Source organism: Pedobacter sp. MR2016-19 (genome assembly GCF_014947265.1).
GTDB lineage: Bacteria > Bacteroidota > Bacteroidia > Sphingobacteriales > Sphingobacteriaceae > Pedobacter.
Window position 1 is genome coordinate 1 of sequence record NZ_JADCNK010000006.1, and the last position, 20,040, is coordinate 20,040.

The following is a 20,040-nucleotide window of genomic DNA, read 5'->3' on the forward strand; positions in this document are numbered from 1 at the left end:
AACCGCTCGAAACAACGAGACATAAGAACAATAAAAAAGGCCCAGATAAATCTGAGCCCCTAGTTTTTCAATAGATGTATCTTAAACCAATTCTACACTGGCAATTTCTTTTGAGTAAGTTTTAAGGTATTTTTTCAATATACCTCTTGCTACATGGATGCGTGTTTTTACTGTTCCAATTGGAATTTCTAACATATCTGCAATTTCATGGTATTTATAACCTTCAAAATAGCGGATAAACGGCACATAATATTCTTCAGGTAATTGAGATAATGCTTTATCAATATCACCTAAAACAAATTTACTTTCTGCCTGATTTTTCGTTGCACTATATGAAAGGTTCGCAGAAGAAATATCCTCGCTTTGGGTAATTAAAGTATTTGTTTTAACCAGTCGGCGATAGTTGTTAATAAAAGTATTTTTCATGATGGTAAACAACCAGCCTTTTAAATTCGTACCCTCTTTAAACTTATTGTAATAAGTGATCGCTTTCAGCATCGTATCCTGAACCAAATCATTTGCGTCTTCTGCGTCTTTCGTAAAATTTAAAGCATAAGATCTAAGTGATACCGAGTGATGATTAACCAGATGATTGAATTCAAATTTTGTCATGATATTTAGCTTTAGGAGATTAAAAACAAATCAATTATTGTTCATTCGCTTAAACTCAAACAAACTTAATACCAAACTTTTCTGGCACGGTGTTAAAAGCGTCCAACTACTTAATAGTCAGCCTTCGTCACAGAATATTTACTTCTCTTTCTAAAGTGACTCCAAAAGTAGACTTCACACTGTCTATTATTTGTTCAGAAAAATTATACACTTCTGTGCCAGTTGCGTGACCATGGTTAACTAAAACTAAAGCCTGATTTTTCCAGGTACCAGTTTGGCCAACCACTTTACCCTTCCAGCCACACTGTTCAATCAACCAGCCTGCCGCCAGTTTAATTTTATCATCAGCTGTAGGATAATGCACCACATCGGGGTGTTTAGCTACAATATCAGCAAATTCATGTTTTTCGATCACGGGATTTTTGAAGAAACTGCCAGCGTTACCAATAGTTGATGGATCGGGCAGTTTACTCACACGGATATGCGATACAGCAGACGAAACATCTGCAATATTTGGGTTTTCGATCCCCCTGTTCAACAGCTCGGTTTCAATTGCACCGTAAGAAGTATTAATTTTTGCCTCGGAAGACAAACGGAAAGTAACAGATGCAATAATATACTGCCCCTTCAACTCGCCTTTGAAGACACTTTCACGATAGCCGAAATGACAATCGGCATAACCGAAGGTTTTCATTTTTCCGGTTTTAATTTCAAATGCGGCACAGCTTTCGAAAACGTCTTTCAACTCTACGCCATAAGCACCAATATTCTGTATAGGCGAAGCACCAACTGTACCCGGAATCAGGCTTAAATTTTCTACCCCCGCAAAATGATGTTCAACACAATAGTTTACAAAATCGTTCCAAACCTCACCTGCACCAGCAGTTACCAAAACTTTATCATCAATAACTTTAGATTGAATGCCCTTGATGCTGATTTTAATCACTAAACCATCATAATCCTTTGTAAATAATACATTGCTACCTCCGCCTATCACTAACAGCTGCTGAGATTTTACAAGCTCGTTTTTAAATAAACTAACCAGATCTGCTTCAGAGGATATCTCAGCAAAATAACTAGCCTTAACATCTATACCAAATGAGTTATATGGTTTTAGAGAAATATTTTCCTGGATTTGAAGCATATTGATTTTGGGTTATGCTGCAAAAGTAAAATAAAAAATAATTAAGGAACTATTTTGGTAATCTCCTTATCAAAATTAAAACTTAAAATTTCAGGCTTATCTCCGGCTACAACTACACCAGAAAGTTTCCAGCCAATAAAAGCAGGTTTAGTTTTAGCCAACTCCAACAAATGGTATCGCTCTTTAGTTAATCTGGCACTGATTAACCCTACGCTATCCGACTCTGCCTGACTCAAATGCTCAATCTGGCTTTCTAATTCAGCCAGGGTAATATCCAACTCGTTTCCCTTTTTTGATACTATCGGCATAAGCCTGGGGAGAAATATTGTACAGACTGTCCAATTTTGAACCGTCAAAATTCAAATCCTGGTTACTGGTTTCGTATTTCGATTCCACAAGTGCAATGGCGCGGTCTTGATTAGTCTTTTTGCCACAAGAATATAAGGTTGAAGAAATAATTACAAGAAGAATGAACTGATAATAATTTTTCATTTAGTATAATTTAGCTTTTTAATACTGCTTTCCGCACAAACAACAATCCAAAAGCCTTTCCCTTCTCTTTACTCCTGTTTTTATGATGAATTTTGTGTGCCTTCCGGACAGCCTGCAAATAAGCATTATTACTTTTAAAGGTTTTAAAACGACGGTGTACAAACCAATCATGCACTACAAAATAAATCAGGCCATATAAAGTAATGCCTAAGCCCACAAAAAACCGGTAGCCAAAGCCATCCCGATCGGTGTACATTAAATAAAGTGATACTCCGGCAAATAACACCGCAAACAGATCGTTCCATTCAAAAAATGATTTTGCCTTTTGGTGATGGCTTTTATGCATAAACCAGAGTGGCCCATGGAATAAATACTTGTGTATAAACCACGATAAACACTCCATAAAAATAATGGTAAATAGTAAAATAAGGATGTTAATGAATACAGACAATTTTTCTAAATTATTGGTTTGTAAAGATATAAACAGTCAAAGATGCAAAATTATGTCATTACACTGTAAGCTTAATATTGTTTTTAACAAACTTTTCATGACAAATCATTTTTTAGCACTATTTTTGACTAAAATATTAAAAAAGTCAGAAAGTAGAAAAGTAAAATGATTGTAGCTGATAAAAAGAGAGAGCAAATTATTGATGGTGCTATAAAACGCTTTATCCATTTTGGTATTGGTAAAACCACGATGAATGATATTGCAGAAGATCTATCCGTATCGAAACCATCTCTTTATTATTATTTTCCGGATAAAAAGCATTTGATTGTGGGAGTGATTGAAAGAGTCTTTAACGATTTCTTTGAATTGATTAAAAAGAAATACAACCCTGATTTGCCTGTCCAGGAAATTCTTTTTAATACCATTGATGTGCGGAACACATTTTTCCAAAAATATTACATGCTCCGCATTACGGAGGGCATTCCGGATTTATTAAACGACGAGGTGATTAAAGGCAAACTGCATTCGCTAAAAGAATCGGAAAAGGAATTTTTCGCAGAGATTTTTAGCCAGGCTAAATCAAAAGGAGAAATTGAGCATGATGACACAGCACATGTTGCCGAATTATACCTGGAAAGTTTGATGGGCCTTTGTACCATGTGTATTATGGAAACCGGCAAGGACCTTTTCCCCGAAAAAAAAGCATTAAATAAAATGACGTTAAAGCAAAAAAATCTGACAACCATATTTATAAGAGGTTTAAGGTGTGTAGACTAAAAGCGTGACGTTAGCATCAATAAACAGCCTAAAATTAACAAGGCTGAAAAAACAGAGAAGAACCCAAAAACAAAAAAACAATACATTATGCTTAGAGTAAAAATGGTAAAATTAATGCTCATACTTATTATCGGCTCGGCTTTACCGCAGTTGGTAGTTGCTCAGCAGCAAATTACCTTAAAAGATGCGCTCACCTTTGCGCTCCAAAACAACACCAAGGTTCGGAATGCGAAACTGGATATTGAAGGCGGGCGGTATAAGGTAGAAGAAGTTAGGGCTCAGGCCTTACCTCAGCTTACAGGAAACGTAGGCTTAACCTATAACCCAATTATCGGCCAATTGGTTGCTAACTTTGGCGGCCAAACACAGGCAATTAAATTAGGTCAGAACTGGAATTCGACTGCAGGTGTTCAGCTTTCGCAGCAATTGTTTAACCAACAGGTTTTTACCGGCCTGCAAGCTGCACGTTCCAGCGAGGAATATTACAACCTTACTTCGCAATACACAGAAGAGCAGATTATCGAATTGGTTGCCAACAATTATTACCAGGTTTTGGTAAACAGACAGCAGCTAAACGTAATTGATACGAACATTAAAAATGTTAACATTGTAGAGAAAATTGTTTCAAACCAATATAAAAACGGTTTGGCCAGAAAAATCGATGTAGACAGGATTAATGTTAATTTAACCAACCTGAACACCCAACGTGAACAGGTGATTAATGCGATTACCCAATTGGAAAATCAGTTAAAATTTTCGATGGGGATGCCGGTTTCTACACCGATCAGTTTACCTGATACCGAATTAACTGAAGTAACTACTTTACCTGTTTTTACAGATTCTATTGATTTGGCGAACAGAACTGAGGTAAAACTTTTGGATAACCAGGATAAACTTTTATCGCTGCAAAGAAAAGCCTATGTTGCCGAATATTATCCATCGCTGGCTTTAACGGGCAATTATACTTACTCCAGTCAGAGCGATAGTTTCGACTTTTTAAAATCTAATGCAGCAGCAATTGGTTACGGGGCATCAGCAATTGGCTTAACCTTAAAAATTCCTATTTTCAATGGCTTTTTAACACGCTCGAAAATCCGCCAGGCAGATGTTGATATCAGAAAAGCAAAAGAAAGCAGAAAAGAATCTGTAAACTCTTTAAACCTTGCCTATGAAAATGCAAAGATTCAATTGCGCAACAACATCAATACTATAAAATCGCAGCGTAAAAATGCTGATTTAGCTCAGGAAATTTACACAAGCACCCAAAATAACTATAATAATGGTTTAGCTTCATTAACCGATCTTTTGGACACGGAAAATGCGCTTACATCGGCACAAAACAGCTATACACAGGCTTTATTAAATTATAAAATCGCCGAAATACAATTAATCAAATCAAACGGAAATATTAAATCGCTAGTACAATAGAAATGAAAAGAGTAATTACCATAATCATCGTAGTTGTTGTTGCACTTGGTGCAATAGCTTATGTTTTAAGTAACAATAAAAAGAAGAACGAAGAAAAAACTGCTTTCATTGCTAAAGGTGGTGGTGCCGTTGCCGTTCGTGTTGCTCAGGTAGAGCGTAAAGCTGTAAATTTAGATTTCAGTGCAAACGGAAACTTTATCCCTAAACAAGAACTTAACTTCTTATCAGAAAATGCTGGTCGTGTTAAGGCTATTTATGTAGATGAAGGCGACCGCGTAAGTAAGGGACAGGTTTTAGCCCGCGTTGACGCTGAAATCATCAATACAGATAGGGAAACTGCTGAAGCGACCTACCAGAATGCAGTAAGAGATGAGGCCAGATACCAAAGTTCATTCTCAACTGGCGGAGTTACACAACAACAGTTAGATCAGGCTAAATTGGCCACGAGAAATGCAAAATTGCGCTTACAGGCTTCGCAAAGAAGACTAAGTGATGCAAACATTAAATCGCCAATTAACGGCATTGTAAACAAAAGATACATCGAAGTTGGTGCTTTTGTAAATACCCAGGGTACACAATTGTTTGAGTTAGTTGATGTTTCCAAATTAAAGCTGAAAGTAAACGTTAACGAATCACAGGTTGCCAACCTTAAAATCGGCGATCAGATCGAGATCAAATCTTCGGTTTTCCCAACTGATAATTTCTCCGGAAAGGTAACTTTCATTGCTGCTAAAGCTGATGCAACCCTAAACTTCCCTATTGAAATTGAAGTAGAGAACAGCCACAAAAACACTTTAAAAGCCGGTATGTACGGAACTGCAATATTTAAGTTTCCTAAACAAGCGCCTAGTATCCTTATTCCACGCACATCATTTGTGGGTAGTGTAAGCAGCAACCAGGTTTTCGTATTGGATAAAGCTAACAATACTGCTAAAACCCGCAATGTTGTAGCAGGCCGTATTTTAGGAGATAATGTTGAAATTCTTGATGGCTTAAAAGAAGGTGAAACTGTAATTACCAGCGGTCAGATTAATTTAGCTGAAGGTACTGCAGTAAGTATCGTAAAATAAGTTAGAGAGATTTTTCGGCTTTTAAAACGCGGTACATCAATCGCAAAACGCAATACTAATTAAAATGAAGATAACAGACATATCTATAAAAAGGCCTTCGCTGGTTATTGTGGTGTTTACCGCACTTACCTTGCTTGGGCTACTAAGTTACTTTTCGTTGGGTTATGAATTACTTCCAAAATTCTCTAACAACGTAGTATCTATTTCAACCATCTACCCTGGTGCATCGCCAAATGAGGTTGAAAATACCGTAACCAAAAAAATTGAGGATGCGGTATCATCGATGGAAAATATTAAAAAGATCAACTCTGTATCATTTGAGAGTTTATCAACAGTTACCATCACCTTAACAGATAAGGCCAACATCGATATCTCAATGAATGATGCTCAACGTAAGGTAAATGCCATTCTTTCTCAATTGCCAGAGGATGTAAAAACACCATCGTTAAGTAAATTCTCGTTAGATGATTTACCGGTAATCACCATGACAGCTTCGGCAAATATGGATGATATTACTTTTTACGATTTAATTGATAAACGTATAGCCCCGGTAATTTCGAGGGTAACGGGTGTTGCTCAGGTAAATTTAATCGGCGGTTCGGAACGTGAAATTCAGGTTTCATTAGATGCTGATAAATTACAGGGCTATAACCTTTCTGTTCCACAGGTTCAGCAACTGATTTTAACTTCAAACTTAGATTTCCCTACCGGAAGTGTTAAAACACAAAATCAGGATGTTTTAATTCGTTTATCAGGTAAATACAGAAGCATTGAAGAATTAAGAAATCTGGTTTTAACCACCTCGAAAGATGGTGCGCAAATTCGTTTAGGGGATGTAGCAGATGTTCAGGATTCGAAAAAAGAAACCGAAAAACTGGCACGTGTTGATCGCAAAGCATCTATTGCAATTCAGATTATTAAACAAAGTGATGCAAATGCGGTAGAGGTGAGTAAAGGTACCCATGCCATTATTGCTAAACTTAAGGATGAATATAAAGCCAACAACCTTGATATTAAAATTGTTAATGATAGCTCGATTTTCACTTTAGAATCTGCAGATGCCGTTATCCATGATTTAATCTTAGCGGTTGTTTTGGTGGCCTTTGTAATGCTTTTCTTCCTGCACAGTTTACGTAATGCGCTAATTGTAATGGTTTCAATCCCAGCATCGTTAATTGCAACATTTATTGGTATCAACTTATTTGGTTTTACGCTGAATTTAATGTCGTTACTTGGACTTTCCCTCGTGGTAGGTATCCTGGTGGATGATGCGATTGTGGTACTGGAGAATATCCAGCGACACATGGAGATGGGTAAAAACAAAGTAAGGGCAGCTTCTGATGCAACAAGAGAAATTGGATTTACCGTAGTATCGATTACGTTGGTAATTGTGGTGGTATTCTTCCCTATTGCAATCAGTTCTGGTTTGGTATCTAACATCTTACGTCAGTTTTGTGTAGTGGTAATCATTGCAACATTGCTATCGTTAGTGGCTTCATTTACCATTGTTCCATTACTTTTCTCACGTTTTGGAAAGTTAGAGCATATAGAAGGCAAAAACATATTCGGCCGTTTTATCCTTTGGTTTGAGAAACAGCTTAAGAAATTTACGATCTGGATTACCAGCATCTTAACATGGTCATTAAATCATAAAAGACGTACCATTGCAGCGGTAGTAGTATTATTTATTGCGGCAATGTGGTTGGCTGGAGCAGGTTTTATCGGATCGGAGTTTTTCCCTAAATCAGACAAAGGTGAGTTCCTGATTCAAATTGAATTACCTAAGGATGCTCCTTTAGAACAAACCAACTTCTTCACCCAAAGAGCAGAAGCTTACTTAGATAAACAGCCAGAAATTGTACAGTTAATTACAACAGTTGGTCAGGCCAGTGGTGACTTTGGAGGAACCCAGGCAACAGCATATAAATCAGAAATAAATGTTAAGCTGGTAGAGCGTGATAAACGCAAAGGCATGTCTTCAGATATTTTCGCAACAAAAATGAGCCGTGCTTTAGCAAAAGAACTTGTTGGTGCGAAAGTTAAAACGGTACCGATTAGTATTTTGGGTATTGCAGAAAATGCACCTATCAGTTTGGTGGTAATGGGCTCTAACCTGGATAGTGCTTTAAAATATGCAGAAGGTGCTCAAAAGCTACTTAAAACAATTCCAGGAGCAACAGAGATTAAATTATCGGTAGAAAAAGGAACGCCAGAGATTAACGTTCAGGTAGACCGCGATAAGATGTCGGCAGTTGGCCTAACGCTACAAACTGTAGGTTCTACCATGCAAACCGCTTTTGCAGGCAACACCGACGGTAAATACAGAAAAGGTGAATACGAATATGACATCAACATTCAATATCAGGATTTTAACAGAAAAAATATTGACGATGTGCGTAACCTCATTTTTGTAAATGCTGATGGCAAACAGATTAAGCTATCGCAATTTGCAACCATTACCGAAGGTTCAGGACCAAGTCAGCTAGAGCGTTTAAACAAATCTACTTCGGTATCCGTTCAGGCACAATCAATCGGTAGGCCAACAGGAACCGTGGTTGCTGAGTTTCAAACGAAACTTCAGGAAATGCAAAAAAATGGTAAGCTAAAAGCACCAATTGGTGTAAGTTATACCTGGGCTGGAGATCAGGAAAACCAGAGTGAAGGTTTCGGTACCTTAGGTATTGCTTTATTGGCCTCGATTATTTTGGTTTACCTGATTATGGTTGCGCTTTATGATAGTTTTGTTTATCCATTTGTGGTGATGTTCTCGCTACCACTGGCTTTAATTGGAGCTTTCTTAGCACTAGCCTTAACTAATAACTCTATCGGTATCTTTACTATTTTAGGTTTTATTATGCTAATGGGATTGGTGGCGAAGAATGCGATCATTCTAGTCGATTTTACCAACCACATGAAGGCAGAAGGTAAACCCACCATAGAAGCGTTAATCTTAGCTAACCATGCACGTTTACGTCCAATTTTGATGACTACGATCGCCATGATCTTTGGTATGCTTCCTATTGCATTAGCAAGTGGTGCAGGTGCTGAATGGAAAAACGGTTTGGCATGGGTTATCGTTGGTGGATTAACCAGTTCGCTATTCTTAACCTTGATCGTTGTACCAGTTGTTTACTTAATTTTCGATATTATATTGGAAAAACTAGGTTTCAACAAAAAAGGAAAAACGATTGATGAGCTAATGGTAGAACCATACGATCATAAAGATGTACTTGAATATGATGTAGATCTAAAACATTAATAAACATCCATATTAACAATCAATTTAGCCCCGACCCCAAATCGGGGCTTTTTTGTGGAGTTAAAAATCAGGGACGTGGTTTAGTGAATGTCACAGATCTTATTGATTTGACCCTCCTGAACCAAATGCATTCGGTGGGGTATGACAAACTGATAAAAGTAGCGCGTTGAACGCTCCTGATTACTGTGCTAAGGCAAAAATAAATCATTCATGGTAACTTCGTTCTGTACCAGCCCAATAGAATGCACATTATTTTTAATACCATAGGTTGTAACCATGGCTAGAAATAGTGCTTTTTTAGTTTTGCTCTGCCCGCGGAATACATCAAGTTTGTAATGTAATTCTGCAGCATAGCTTTTATCTATTACGAACTCAGTGTTCGAAAATTTCATTTCACATACACTGATCACATTATCTTGCCGGTCTAACAACAGATCAACCTGTGCACCGTTTCCGCCTTTTGAAGCATACCGCCAAGCTGATGTTTCAGTAAACACCCCTGAAATGCCTAGTGCCTGCTTAATATTATTGGTATGTTTCATGCAGATCCCTTCAAAGGCATAGCCACTCCAACTCTTCCAGGAAGACGTCGATGATTTTTTAAGCCATGTGCCTGCACCTGTAGCGCGGGAATGTTCGATAAATTTAAGATAAAAAAGGCTGTATTCGTCGCTGAGTTTGTAAATGCTTTGATTGGCATTCTTTTGAAAAGGCAGGTGCGGAGTAATGAAACCAGACTCCACAAGTTCCTCGAGTAATAGACTGGTAGTTCCTCCACTCTGCAGGTTACATGCCGCAATGATTTCGTTTCTTGTTAATCCCGACGGTTTGTCTGCGAGTGCTTTGACTACGGAAATGTGCCTGTCTGCGTTTTCGAACAGCGAGCGGTAAAGGTTTGCGAATTCTGTTGAAAGGAGGCCATCCTTGGTAAAGCAAAGCCTGTCAATAGCCTGCGTAGCACTTTCTCCTTTTTTAAGTTCTTTTAAGTAATGTGGCACACCGCCCATTGCCATAAAAATGTTCAGTATCTGGTAACGGTCAATATGGATATTATTACTTTTTAGATACTGTTCTGTCTCGTGCAAGGTAAAAGGTAACAGGCGTATTTTACGTGTCAACCTATTGTGCAAACCTCCTTTGCTGTTAACAACTTTTTTAATCATCCAGGTGGCAGCAGATCCACAGATTGCAACTATCAGATTTGGCTGCTGTGAGGCCCACTGGTTCCAAAAATATTCAAACGCAGAAAGAAAACCTGATTTATGCGAACTTAGCCAAGGAAACTCATCAAAGAAAATTACAGCTTTTCTTTTTTTAAGTATAGGTGCTGCAAATTCTCTGAGTTGCCAGAAGGCTTCTGTCCAATTCTTAGGAGCTGCGGGAGTTAATTGAGAACCTAACGCATTTGCAATAGCCTTGCTGAAATTGAGCAGTTGCTCGGTAGCATTCGCATCGTGAACTCCCGAAAGTTCGAAAATAAGCTGTTTATGGAAGACTGAGCGGATCAGGAAAGTTTTTCCTACCCTTCTCCTGCCAAAGACCGCCAATAGTTCTGATGAAGACGAGGCAAGTGCCTCTGACAGTATTTTTTTCTCAGCTATTCTTCCAATGAGCAATTCCATTTTTTTCCTCCTTTTTAATGGTTAAAGATTAAAACAATTTTATCTGCAGCCAAAACATATCCCAAATATATAGTTTTGGCTGCAGATAAAAAATTATCCACAGCCAAAACATCTAAAAAAGCACTAATTTGGCTACCGATAATAGATTTTATTTTAATAAAATTGTTCTGGTTTCGTCGAAAACCTATTGTTTTTTTCCACGGAGAAACCCAGAAAGCTATATTTAAATTAATTGCTCTGAGCCATGCGCAGATAATTCTACAGTCCTGTATCCAAACAAATTATGCGCTCACGTTGTATATTAGGGATTATGTTCAAAATCATTCTTAGCCTGTTCCTAATCTGTTCTACACTCCTAGTAAAAGCTCAACATCCACCTGTTTTTGCGGCAATGCGTACCGATTCGAGCTTTATTAAACTCTGTAATTTGGATATTACCTTAGTAAAATACAGCTATAAGCCCAATGGCGTAAAGTTTTTGGTGGTACATGATAATGAAGATACTGGAGTAAAGGCTGGTTTTGATTATATCCGGTGGTACGGGGGCGAACTGATCGACAGTCAATATGGAGCAGTAAGAGATTATTATTTCAGCTATATGGACGACCAGTACCGTATAGACCCAAATGCGATCTACACCGAAGTGGGAGTTAATACCAGGTTAAAGAAAAACCAGTTCAGCTCTAACGAAGTTGAAAAAGCCATATTAAATGCAGGAAAGCAAATTGTTGATTTTTACGATCCAAAAGCTACTGGTTATTTTTTAACCCTTCATAACAATGCCGATGGTGGTTTTGGTATTTCTTCTTATTTACCAGGTTACGATTTAGCCAGCACCGCTGATTCTGTTTACATCAACTTCCAGATGGATGGCGATGATCTTGTTTACGTAACCGAGCCAAGATTATTCAGCAGCTTAAAAAAAGCAAATGTGAATGTAATTCTTCAATCTAAATTTGTTTCCAATGATGGCTCCCTTTCAGTTTATGCCATGCAAAATAATATTCCTTACATCAATGTAGAAGTGCAGCATGGGCATTTGGAAGAAAATTTCAGGTTGATCGAACTCGCGGTTGCTACGCTGAAGGAACATGGATTGGTGAAGAAAGAATAGGTAATAGCCTATATTTATTTTCGTTAAATTTCGTTAAATTTGAATATGAGCGTATTTGTAAACACAAAAAATGAGCAGGAAGAAAAAGTCCTTATTGCCTTTTTGGATAGTTTAGACTATAAATATCAATCTGATATTAATGACGAACCAACAGAAGTTGAAGCAGCATTCTTAAATCAATATAATGAGGAAATAGATAAAGCAGATAAAGAAATAGAATCTGGCAACTTTATTTCTCATGAAGATGTAGAACAACTTTTTGAAAAAAGGCGTAAGCTTATTTAATGGAAATTAAATGGAATAAACTTGCTGTAAAACAATTACTAGAAATTATCCAGTATTTAGAAGACAATGGCCTTATTGATTACGCTGAAAAAATTGAAATAAAAATTTTATCAAAAATCAAGTCGATTCCAAACCATCCAGATACATTCCAAAAAGACAGATTAAAGAAAAATAACGACGCCAGTTTTTTTGCTTTCGAAATTGACCGCTACAGAATATCTTTTAGAAAGACGAATAAAGAAATTAGAATTCTCAGGGTCAGACATTCTAGCAGAAGGCCCTTTACACGTTAAAAACATAGAATAACCGTAAATCCATATTGGCATTCAACAATGCAAATGAAATTATAATTTAGGTTCCCTTCATTAAATAAGGCTTAACGTTAATATACCAAGCAGTCACTAAATTAAGTACTACTATGGCCAATTAGCCCCGGTTGAAGTGGTACCCTGCAGCAACGAGGCATGAGGAAGCGAAGCGTACAAGCGTAAAACGGGATGAAACTTTTTGTTATGCACTGAACTTGCGCTCCAAATATATTCGATATATTTTTTAAGGAATGAAACCCTAGTTTATAGCTTTTATTTTAATGACCAAAAAAGTAATCAGCAAGCCAAAAACAGAAATGATCCCGAAAGAATAACGCAGGCTGGATAGTTGCGAAACATAACCAATTAATGGTGGGCCAAACAAAAAAGCAAAATAACCAATACTCGAAACCATGGTTATGGCTTTACCAGCAGGTACTTTTTTATTGTTGCCCGCTATGCTATATACCATAGGTACAATACTAGAAACGCCAAGACCAATAAGCATAAAGCCAAAAATGGCAACAATCAGATTCGGGAATATTACGGCAAGTGCCATACCTATGGATATAATGGCACCACTGATCTGCAACAGGTTTTTCCGTCCAAATTTACCGATCAAATATACACCCAAAAACCTTCCGCTTGCCATCATAAACATGAACGATGCATAACCTATAATTGCCTTATTATGAGGTAACTTTACCACATCTTCGAAATAAATCGCGCTCCAATCGAACATTGTACCTTCTGTAGCCATACTACAAAATGCAATAACCCCCAATAACACTAAAATACCTTGAGGCATGGTAAAAAACTTTGTCTTTTCCATTACGGTATCTGGCTTATTATAGTTTAGCAACTTTTTCCAGTTAAGGGCTACATTGGTTAAAGATATGAGGGCAATAATCCAAAAATGGGTATACATGCCTAATTTTAAGTTAACCAAACCGAGCGCAATTAATGCACCGGTTAAATTCCCGATGCTCCAGGCGCCATGAAAAGAACTCATAATAGGTTTGCCGTAATAGTTTTCGCCGGCAACACCCTGTGTATTTAAAGCGATGTTACAAAGATTACCTGTTATGCCGAAAAAAACCAAAAAAACAGCCAATTGCCAACCAGTGGTGGCTAATGCTAAAAAAGTTAAGGCAATTGCATATAATGGTGCAGTTGCCCTGAGCATTTTTTTACTGCCAAAATGTGTGGTCAGTTTTGCAGAAAAAAACATGGTAATGATCTGTCCAGCAGGTAATGCAAAAAGTATAGAACCTAATTCTGCATCATTTAAACCCATTAAAGCTTTAAAAGTTGGAATCCTACTCGCCCAACTTGCAAAACAGACCCCTTGCATAAAGTAAAAAGCTGAGATGGCTAAACGGACTTGTTTTGGAGAGCTTTGTGCAAATACAGGTGTATTTTCTTTGTTAACTAAAATTTCCTTGCCTTGCGTACTTTCTTCCAAAATTGATATTTTAAATAATAGATTAAGCTGCAAAGTTCCTTAAATCTATTGGAAATACCGACTATTTTTTGACTTTATATCAAAATATTTGCAGTACAAAGGGTTAAAATATTAGATTTTCCATTTTTCCAATTTATATGCACTATCCCAAAACATCCATTCTAAGCGGGTCGCCATTTCGAAAACATCCAGCATTTTTTGTTGAGTTGCGGCATTAGCCTGTGTCGCCAGTTGATTTGTAATATCAATTGCTTTTTCTACTGCTGCTGCAAATTCGATTCCTGCATACATATCAATCCATCTTTTATAGGGATTTTGATCGTTGGTCTGTTGTGAGAAAATATGATCGCCTACTGCTTTGTAAATCCAAAAACATGGCAAAACAGCCGCTGCTCCTATTTCTACATTGGCGTATGCAGCCTGACTAAGAATATAATTGGTGTACAAAAGTGTAGATGGAGTGGGTTTCACTTCGCTTGCTAAACCAAATTCTACAAAGTAACTTTCGTGCAAACTACGCTCGGCAAAAATAGCGCCTGTAGAAAACCCGGCAAAAGCCATTACCAAATCTGCATCTTGCATACGCCCACTAATGGTGCTTAGCGTCCGCCCAAATTCTAAAAGGTAATAGGCATCCTGTGCTAAATAGAAAATAAATTTTTCTTTTGGTAAGGTACCATTGCTCAGCTCCGTATTAAAGGGCATGGTTAAAATTTTATTATAAATGGGTTTAACCCGTTCCCAGACATCGTCGCTCCACTTCATTGGATAATTAATTTTAAAGGTTCGAAAAAGTGGTTTAATGGCCCATTACCTTCACCTGTTTTCACTTCACTACCAGTTTGTAAAGCCTGGCTGATGTAGTTTTTTGCATTTTTAATTGCGGATAATAAATTGTTGCCCTTCGCCATTTCGGCAGCTATAGCTGATGAAAGTGTGCACCCCGTTCCATGTAGATTTTTAGAAGCAATAAAGGCACTTTCCAACACAACAGGTGCATCTTTCCCACAAATAAAAACATCATAAATCATAGGCCCCGTTAAATGGCCTCCTTTAACCAAAACTGCTTTTGCACCTTTTTCGATGATTTTCTCCCCTGCCGCAATCATATCATCGAGGTTATTGATTTCTTGTTCCGAAAGGATTATGGCCTCATCTATATTTGGTGTAACCAAACTAACGATGGGGAATAATTTTTCTACCAATTGGTTAACGGTATCGGGTTCGATTAAGCGGTGACCGCTGGTAGCGACCATTACCGGATCTAAAATAACAGGAACAGATTGATTGTAAGCTTTTAGTTCTTTTTCAATCACCTGTACCACTTCGGCACGGTTAATCATCCCAATTTTAATGGCCACTGGCGCTATATCATCCAATACTGCCTGTAACTGATCTTTAATCATTGCGGCGGGAATACCATGCACTGAACGCACCCCTAATGTATTCTGTGCAGTTACCGCCGTGATTACCGATGTACCAAAACAGCCCAAAGCCGAAAAGGTCTTCAAATCGGCCTGAATACCAGCCCCGCCCCCACTATCTGAGCCTGCTATTGTTAATACATGAATATAATTCATTGCTAAAGACTTCATTTTTGTTGTACAACTTCAGGAGTCTTCAAATGCAGAGGCATTTTATGCAATTATTGCAGACAAACTAATTTCCTACGCCGGCATAATCCGGATCAGGTTCATTTATAAGGCATAGGGTTTGAGGCGTAGGGCATAGGGTTTAACCTTCTGCCTTTTTACCTTATCCTTCACCTATAAAATGGGTATATTCTCAGCCAACTTATTTGAAGGCACCCCTAAAGTTTTATTTTGTATCGCAATATAGGGCTTAGTTTTTATTCTTTGTTTATAGAAATGAATTATATGCAAAGAGTTGTCAACTTAACAGCAAAAGGCCTAATAAAGTTGACAACTCCAAAAAAAAATCCCGATATAAATACCGGGATTAATAATATATGTTTACCAATCAGATACTGAAACAAGTTCAGTATGACGGTTGGATAATAATTAAATATGTATTGCTCTGTTATCAGTTGCCGCAAGAGCTGCTTCTTTTAACGCTTCGGTATACGTTGGGTGCGCATGGCAAGTACGTGCAATATCTTCTGCAGATGCGCGGAACTCCATTGCAATAACGGCTTCAGCAATCATATCAGCAGCACGCGGGCCAATCATATGCACACCTAAAACCTCATCAGTTGCAGCATCAGCCAAAACTTTAATGAAACCATCAGTATCCATGCTGGCTTTTGCACGTCCACTAGCTTTAAATGGGAATGAACCCACTTTATATTTTGTTCCTTTTTCTTTCAGTTGCTCTTCTGTTAAACCAACAGATGCAACTTCAGGCCAGGTGTAAACAACCCCCGGAATTAAGTTATAGTTGATGTGTGGTTTTTGTCCTGCGATGGTTTCTGCGACATAAGTGCCTTCATCTTCGGCTTTGTGCGCCAACATTGCACCAGTAATTACATCACCAATGGCGTAAACACCAGCAACCGAAGTTTCTAAATGCTCATTTACAGGAACTTTTTTTCCTCTTTCTTCTACTGTAATCCCTATTTTATCTAAACCTAAACCTTCGGTATAGGCCGTACGACCAACAGCTACAATGCAATAATCAGCGTCGAAATTTACGGCTTCACCCTTCGCATTTTCTGCAGTAACCGTTACTGTTTTACCATTATTTGTAGCACCGGTAACTTTATGATTCATAAAGAATTCCATGCCCAGGTTTTTCTTCAATACGCGTTGAAGTTCTTTACCTAAACTTGCATCCATTGTTGCAATGATGGATGGCAAAAACTCAATTACTGAAACTTTTGTGCCTAAACGGGCGTAAACAGAACCTAACTCCAAACCGATAACTCCGCCGCCAATTACAACCATCGACTTTGGAACTTCTTTAATATTTAAAGCCTCTGTTGAAGTAATGATGCGTTTTTTATCAACTGGCAAAAATGGCAAGGTTGTAGGTTTAGAACCCGTAGCAATGATTACATTTTTAGCGGTTAAGGTCTCCGTAGAACCATCAGTCTTCGTGATTAAAACTGTGTTTTTATCGACAAAAGAACCAACGCCTTCGTAAGAATCGATTTTATTTTTCTTGAACAAATAAGTAATACCGGCCGTATTTTGTGCAACAACATCGTCTTTACGGGCGATCATTTGTGGCATATTTACTTTAAGGCTTTTTAAATCGATACCGTGAGTAGTAAATGTATGAGCAGCATTATGAAAATGCTCTGATGAATCTAACAAGGCTTTAGACGGGATACAACCAACGTTTAAGCAAGTACCTCCAAAAGTTTTATATTTTTCTACTACTGCAGTTTTTAAACCTAACTGAGCACAACGGATTGCGCCAACATAACCGCCCGGCCCTGAACCGATAACAACGACATCGTATTGCATAATTTCTTGAGAATTTTGATTAGCCAAATGTAGGGAAAAAAGGCGGAAAGCTGAAAGTAGATTAGGCTATAGAAATTGCTTATTAGTCATTTGTTTATCAGTTATGGCTTATAGCATTAGCTTATGGTTCACTATAAGGCTCAATAGGATATTCTATAAAAGTTCAAAAGTCCATAGCTTGCTGAGCGTATAAAATATTTTACTTTAAAAGGATAAAATGTTTAATCTAACCCAATGAAACTAATGCCACCTCTTAAACCCCTTGCCCAAAAGTGAGTAAATTACTATCGGGATCGAGCATAGCAAATTCCTTTTGCCCCCATGGTTTTGTTTGCAAATGCCCATTCGGATGAATGCTTTGTTTAGTATCCAGCATCCATTTGTATAAACCCTCTATATCATCTGTACGGATATAAACTTGTCCATAGTTTTCTTTCGGATCAAGTGTTTCGAATAAAAAAAAGTGAATCTGAACATGATCTTTTTGCACCATGAGGTAATCCTTAAAATTGTCGACCCCAATATCTTTAAAGCCTAATTTATTCACATAAAAATCTCTGGTGATTTCTTTATCACGCATTGGAAGTTTCGGATTGATTTCTGTTAGCATATTTTTTTATTTCAAAAATGAGGAATTTTCTCAAAAGCAGCACTTGATCGAAATCATGAAATTCAATAGTTCGCTCTAACCCTGCTTAGTGTTTCAGGAGCTATTTTAAGATATGAAGCAATCATTTTAACAGGGAAAACCTGTATAATGTGTGGCTTTACATTTTTTATATAATTATATTTTTGGACAGGGCTTAATGCATTGTCGAAAAGGTAAGTCCGGTAATTAGCCTGATCAAAAATTCTTCCCAATTGTAAAAAAGACTGTGACCTGGCAATCAGCTCGTGCAGGTTAATTAAACTCAATTCAATTACTTCTGCATCCTCAAATGCTTTAATCGTAGTATCTGATGGCATTTGTCCAATCAAACTCGGGTGATTAAACATCCATTCTTTGGGTAGGTGCAGATCAATGATTGTTTCAACTATGCCATCAGACTGAAATTGAACAAAAGATCCAGATAGGATGAAATAGACAGATTGGCAAATCTCACCATGGTGCAATACCCTATCGTTTTTCTTAAATATTTTTAGCAGGGCTTTTTCTTCAAAAAGAAGCAGATCATGAGATGAAAATGTTCCGACATCGGCTAAAATTTCCTGAGCTGACTGCATAAACTAAATTATTTCAGAGGATGAAATATCAAAACAACTTATTGGTTGGCGGCTTTTCTGGTAATTAAATAGCCAACAACCAAATTTGGAACCCAGCACAGCCAGGCAACAACCAGATAGGCTTTTGAAAAATCGCCATAAATAATGGTCAAAATTGGCAGCCAGATCCTTAATGTTACCGCAGCAAAACAAGCGGCATAACTATAAACCATCATTTTTTGATGTTTTTCAACTTCTCCTTCTTTAATATGTAAATAAGCTTTTAAAGTAGTGTAAAACCAAATGATACCTAAACAAATAAATCCAGCGGATGAAATCCATCCACCCGTTGCAAAAAAACCAATATAAATACCAGCTAATGCGCTAAGCAGCACAGCAACCACATAAACCTTCCCCACTTTTCGGTGTAATGCCATTCGCCTGTTTCTCATTTTCGAACTGAATTGTGTCCAACCGATTAATAAAGCGATTCCTCCGAAAATGATATGCGTATAAAAACCAATGTTCCAGAAAGTATTGCTTAACAGCTCAACCGACTTTGAATTTAATAACCCAAATTTTCTATCGATCAAAAAATAAATCATTGGATAGAGTCCAATCAGCAATGCAAAAGTTGCGAATAAAATCCATAATCCTTTTTTTACCATATTAAGTTCTGTTGCTTTATGCTAAGCTAGTTAATTTTCAAGAACTAAATCAATTCCTTTTGCAGCATAAATTCTTTGGCATTGGCAAAACTGAGGAAAAGCTCATCAGCGATTTTTAGTTTTTGATCTGCACGCACGTTATTCTGTATAGCGTAACAGGTAATACCGGCAGCCATAGCCGATTTAACACCATTCAGGGTGTCTTCAAAAACAATGCACTCCTCTTTCGCTATCCCCAACCGCTCCACACAAAGATTGTAACTTTCGGGATCAGGTTTTGATTTGCTTACATCTGTACGGGTGATAAACAAACTGAAATATTTGGCCAAACCATTGCGTTCAAAAACAGCTTCAACATCAATTTTAGGACTGGCTGTAACCACTGCAAGCGTAAGTCCTTTTTCGTAAGCAAACTGCACAAATTCTAAGGCATAAGGCATCAACTCAATATCAGTTGTTCTAAAACCATCAAAAGTTATCTTTTCTCTTCTATCAATAAAACTATCTAAATCTTCATCAATTTTATACCGGTCTATAATCGTTTTTGCATTTTTTGGCAGCGGGATCCCCGCATAATTACTTAACCAATCTTTAAATTCGATATTCACATTATAGGGGTATAAAAACGTATTCCAACAATCGAAATGAAATTTCTCCGAATCAATTAATGTACCATCTAAATCGAAAAGCAGGGCTTTTATTTTATTCATTATA

General features: G+C 37.5%; 21 protein-coding genes and 1 riboswitch. Of the genes, 7 read left to right on the forward strand and 14 right to left on the reverse strand.

Features of this window, described 5'->3' with window-relative positions:
* Nucleotides 1-81: 81 nt before the first annotated feature.
* From IM793_RS10170 to IM793_RS10190, 5 genes are all read right to left on the reverse strand, one after another.
* Nucleotides 82-612 carry an RNA polymerase sigma factor gene (locus IM793_RS10170; RefSeq protein WP_121284155.1) on the reverse strand — a complete coding sequence of 177 codons (531 nt, stop codon included), beginning with the start codon at nt 610-612 and terminating at the stop codon, nt 82-84.
* 127 nt (nt 613-739) lie between these two features.
* Nucleotides 740-1,756 (reverse strand): UDP-N-acetylmuramate dehydrogenase, encoded by a 1,017-nt coding sequence (gene murB / locus IM793_RS10175; protein WP_193420993.1) that lies wholly within the window; start codon nt 1,754-1,756, stop codon nt 740-742.
* A gap of 41 nt (nt 1,757-1,797) precedes the next feature.
* On the reverse strand, nt 1,798-2,064 hold the full coding sequence (locus tag IM793_RS10180) for a hypothetical protein (protein WP_193420995.1): 267 nt from the start codon (nt 2,062-2,064) through the stop codon (nt 1,798-1,800).
* Complete coding sequence (locus IM793_RS10185; RefSeq protein ID WP_193420997.1) at nt 2,015-2,248, reverse strand: hypothetical protein; 234 nt, start codon at nt 2,246-2,248, stop codon at nt 2,015-2,017. Before IM793_RS10185 ends, IM793_RS10180 begins: the two co-directional genes overlap by 50 nt.
* 10 nt (nt 2,249-2,258) lie before the next feature.
* The gene (locus tag IM793_RS10190) at nt 2,259-2,699 is read right to left on the reverse strand and encodes a sterol desaturase family protein (protein WP_370629777.1); all 441 of its coding nucleotides are present in this window, start codon (nt 2,697-2,699) and stop codon (nt 2,259-2,261) included.
* A gap of 165 nt (nt 2,700-2,864) precedes the next feature.
* On the opposite strand from IM793_RS10190, the gene IM793_RS10195 reads away from it, so the two are divergent.
* The 4 genes from IM793_RS10195 to IM793_RS10210 all read left to right on the forward strand — a co-directional run bounded on the left by IM793_RS10195 (nt 2,865) and on the right by IM793_RS10210 (nt 9,233).
* Nucleotides 2,865-3,476, forward strand: coding sequence for a TetR/AcrR family transcriptional regulator (locus IM793_RS10195; protein ID WP_121284165.1), 612 nt, complete (start codon nt 2,865-2,867; stop codon nt 3,474-3,476).
* 87 nt (nt 3,477-3,563) lie between these two features.
* Complete coding sequence (locus IM793_RS10200; RefSeq protein ID WP_193421024.1) at nt 3,564-4,904, forward strand: TolC family protein; 1,341 nt, start codon at nt 3,564-3,566, stop codon at nt 4,902-4,904.
* Between the two features lie 2 nt (nt 4,905-4,906).
* Complete coding sequence (locus tag IM793_RS10205) at nt 4,907-5,974, forward strand: efflux RND transporter periplasmic adaptor subunit (protein WP_132399051.1); 1,068 nt, start codon at nt 4,907-4,909, stop codon at nt 5,972-5,974.
* A 64-nt stretch (nt 5,975-6,038) separates the two neighbouring features.
* Nucleotides 6,039-9,233: an efflux RND transporter permease subunit gene (locus tag IM793_RS10210; protein WP_132399049.1), complete on the forward strand. Its 3,195-nt coding sequence runs from the start codon at nt 6,039-6,041 to the stop codon at nt 9,231-9,233.
* A 188-nt stretch (nt 9,234-9,421) separates the two neighbouring features.
* Here the strand turns inward: IM793_RS10210 and IM793_RS10215 are convergent, their stop codons facing one another.
* Entirely contained in the window at nt 9,422-10,855 is a 1,434-nt protein-coding gene (locus IM793_RS10215) for an ATP-binding protein (protein WP_193421026.1), read from the reverse strand.
* A 427-nt stretch (nt 10,856-11,282) separates the two neighbouring features.
* On the opposite strand from IM793_RS10215, the gene IM793_RS10220 reads away from it, so the two are divergent.
* Genes IM793_RS10220 through IM793_RS10230 form a run of 3 tightly spaced genes read left to right on the forward strand, consistent with a single transcriptional unit; the run spans nt 11,283 to nt 12,547 of the window.
* Nucleotides 11,283-11,969, forward strand: coding sequence for a hypothetical protein (locus IM793_RS10220; RefSeq protein WP_227256207.1), 687 nt, complete (start codon nt 11,283-11,285; stop codon nt 11,967-11,969).
* 45 nt (nt 11,970-12,014) lie between these two features.
* Complete coding sequence (locus IM793_RS10225; protein WP_193421030.1) at nt 12,015-12,254, forward strand: hypothetical protein; 240 nt, start codon at nt 12,015-12,017, stop codon at nt 12,252-12,254.
* Nucleotides 12,254-12,547 carry a type II toxin-antitoxin system RelE/ParE family toxin gene (locus tag IM793_RS10230; protein ID WP_193421032.1) on the forward strand — a complete coding sequence of 98 codons (294 nt, stop codon included), beginning with the start codon at nt 12,254-12,256 and terminating at the stop codon, nt 12,545-12,547. The genes IM793_RS10225 and IM793_RS10230 overlap by 1 nt, the downstream gene beginning before the upstream one ends.
* A 274-nt stretch (nt 12,548-12,821) precedes the next feature.
* Here the strand turns inward: IM793_RS10230 and IM793_RS10235 are convergent, their stop codons facing one another.
* The 8 genes from IM793_RS10235 to IM793_RS10270 form a co-directional block, all read right to left on the reverse strand.
* Nucleotides 12,822-14,027 (reverse strand): MFS transporter, encoded by a 1,206-nt coding sequence (locus tag IM793_RS10235; protein ID WP_227256208.1) that lies wholly within the window; start codon nt 14,025-14,027, stop codon nt 12,822-12,824.
* Nucleotides 14,028-14,138: 111 nt separating this feature from the next.
* Nucleotides 14,139-14,792, reverse strand: coding sequence for a TenA family protein (locus tag IM793_RS10240; RefSeq protein WP_193421034.1), 654 nt, complete (start codon nt 14,790-14,792; stop codon nt 14,139-14,141).
* Nucleotides 14,789-15,607: a bifunctional hydroxymethylpyrimidine kinase/phosphomethylpyrimidine kinase gene (thiD, locus tag IM793_RS10245; RefSeq protein ID WP_227256209.1), complete on the reverse strand. Its 819-nt coding sequence runs from the start codon at nt 15,605-15,607 to the stop codon at nt 14,789-14,791. Before thiD ends, IM793_RS10240 begins: the two co-directional genes overlap by 4 nt.
* Before the next feature lie 66 nt (nt 15,608-15,673).
* Nucleotides 15,674-15,849, reverse strand: a riboswitch (TPP riboswitch).
* A 199-nt stretch (nt 15,850-16,048) separates the two neighbouring features.
* Nucleotides 16,049-17,455 (reverse strand): dihydrolipoyl dehydrogenase, encoded by a 1,407-nt coding sequence (lpdA, locus tag IM793_RS10250; RefSeq protein WP_193421038.1) that lies wholly within the window; start codon nt 17,453-17,455, stop codon nt 16,049-16,051.
* A 253-nt stretch (nt 17,456-17,708) separates the two neighbouring features.
* The gene (locus IM793_RS10255; protein WP_193421040.1) at nt 17,709-18,065 is read right to left on the reverse strand and encodes a VOC family protein; all 357 of its coding nucleotides are present in this window, start codon (nt 18,063-18,065) and stop codon (nt 17,709-17,711) included.
* Between the two features lie 62 nt (nt 18,066-18,127).
* Nucleotides 18,128-18,679, reverse strand: a complete 552-nt coding sequence (locus IM793_RS10260; protein WP_193421042.1) for a Crp/Fnr family transcriptional regulator — start codon at nt 18,677-18,679, stop codon at nt 18,128-18,130.
* A 38-nt stretch (nt 18,680-18,717) separates the two neighbouring features.
* On the reverse strand, nt 18,718-19,326 hold the full coding sequence (locus IM793_RS10265; RefSeq protein ID WP_193421044.1) for a DUF2306 domain-containing protein: 609 nt from the start codon (nt 19,324-19,326) through the stop codon (nt 18,718-18,720).
* 44 nt (nt 19,327-19,370) lie between these two features.
* Nucleotides 19,371-20,036 carry an HAD family phosphatase gene (locus IM793_RS10270; RefSeq protein WP_193421046.1) on the reverse strand — a complete coding sequence of 222 codons (666 nt, stop codon included), beginning with the start codon at nt 20,034-20,036 and terminating at the stop codon, nt 19,371-19,373.
* Nucleotides 20,037-20,040 lie beyond the last annotated feature (4 nt).

Bases quoted from the DNA above. Each gene is read 5' to 3' on its own strand.
- murB (WP_193420993.1), bottom strand. From the start codon at position 1,756: ATGCTTCAAATCCAGGAAAATATTTCTCTAAAACCATATAACTCATTT.
- IM793_RS10210 (WP_132399049.1), top strand. From the start codon at position 6,039: ATGAAGATAACAGACATATCTATAAAAAGGCCTTCGCTGGTTATTGTG.
- IM793_RS10215 (WP_193421026.1), bottom strand. From the start codon at position 10,855: ATGGAATTGCTCATTGGAAGAATAGCTGAGAAAAAAATACTGTCAGAG.
- IM793_RS10255 (WP_193421040.1), bottom strand. From the start codon at position 18,065: ATGCTAACAGAAATCAATCCGAAACTTCCAATGCGTGATAAAGAAATC.
- IM793_RS10170 (WP_121284155.1), bottom strand. From the start codon at position 612: ATGACAAAATTTGAATTCAATCATCTGGTTAATCATCACTCGGTATCA.
- IM793_RS10270 (WP_193421046.1), bottom strand. From the start codon at position 20,036: ATGAATAAAATAAAAGCCCTGCTTTTCGATTTAGATGGTACATTAATT.
- IM793_RS10225 (WP_193421030.1), top strand. From the start codon at position 12,015: ATGAGCGTATTTGTAAACACAAAAAATGAGCAGGAAGAAAAAGTCCTT.
- IM793_RS10260 (WP_193421042.1), bottom strand. From the start codon at position 18,679: ATGCAGTCAGCTCAGGAAATTTTAGCCGATGTCGGAACATTTTCATCT.
- IM793_RS10230 (WP_193421032.1), top strand. From the start codon at position 12,254: ATGGAAATTAAATGGAATAAACTTGCTGTAAAACAATTACTAGAAATT.
- lpdA (WP_193421038.1), bottom strand. From the start codon at position 17,455: ATGCAATACGATGTCGTTGTTATCGGTTCAGGGCCGGGCGGTTATGTT.
- IM793_RS10185 (WP_193420997.1), bottom strand. From the start codon at position 2,248: ATGAAAAATTATTATCAGTTCATTCTTCTTGTAATTATTTCTTCAACC.
- IM793_RS10200 (WP_193421024.1), top strand. From the start codon at position 3,564: ATGCTTAGAGTAAAAATGGTAAAATTAATGCTCATACTTATTATCGGC.
- IM793_RS10240 (WP_193421034.1), bottom strand. From the start codon at position 14,792: ATGAAGTGGAGCGACGATGTCTGGGAACGGGTTAAACCCATTTATAAT.
- IM793_RS10265 (WP_193421044.1), bottom strand. From the start codon at position 19,326: ATGGTAAAAAAAGGATTATGGATTTTATTCGCAACTTTTGCATTGCTG.
- IM793_RS10195 (WP_121284165.1), top strand. From the start codon at position 2,865: ATGATTGTAGCTGATAAAAAGAGAGAGCAAATTATTGATGGTGCTATA.
- IM793_RS10205 (WP_132399051.1), top strand. From the start codon at position 4,907: ATGAAAAGAGTAATTACCATAATCATCGTAGTTGTTGTTGCACTTGGT.
- thiD (WP_227256209.1), bottom strand. From the start codon at position 15,607: ATGAATTATATTCATGTATTAACAATAGCAGGCTCAGATAGTGGGGGC.
- IM793_RS10180 (WP_193420995.1), bottom strand. From the start codon at position 2,064: ATGCCGATAGTATCAAAAAAGGGAAACGAGTTGGATATTACCCTGGCT.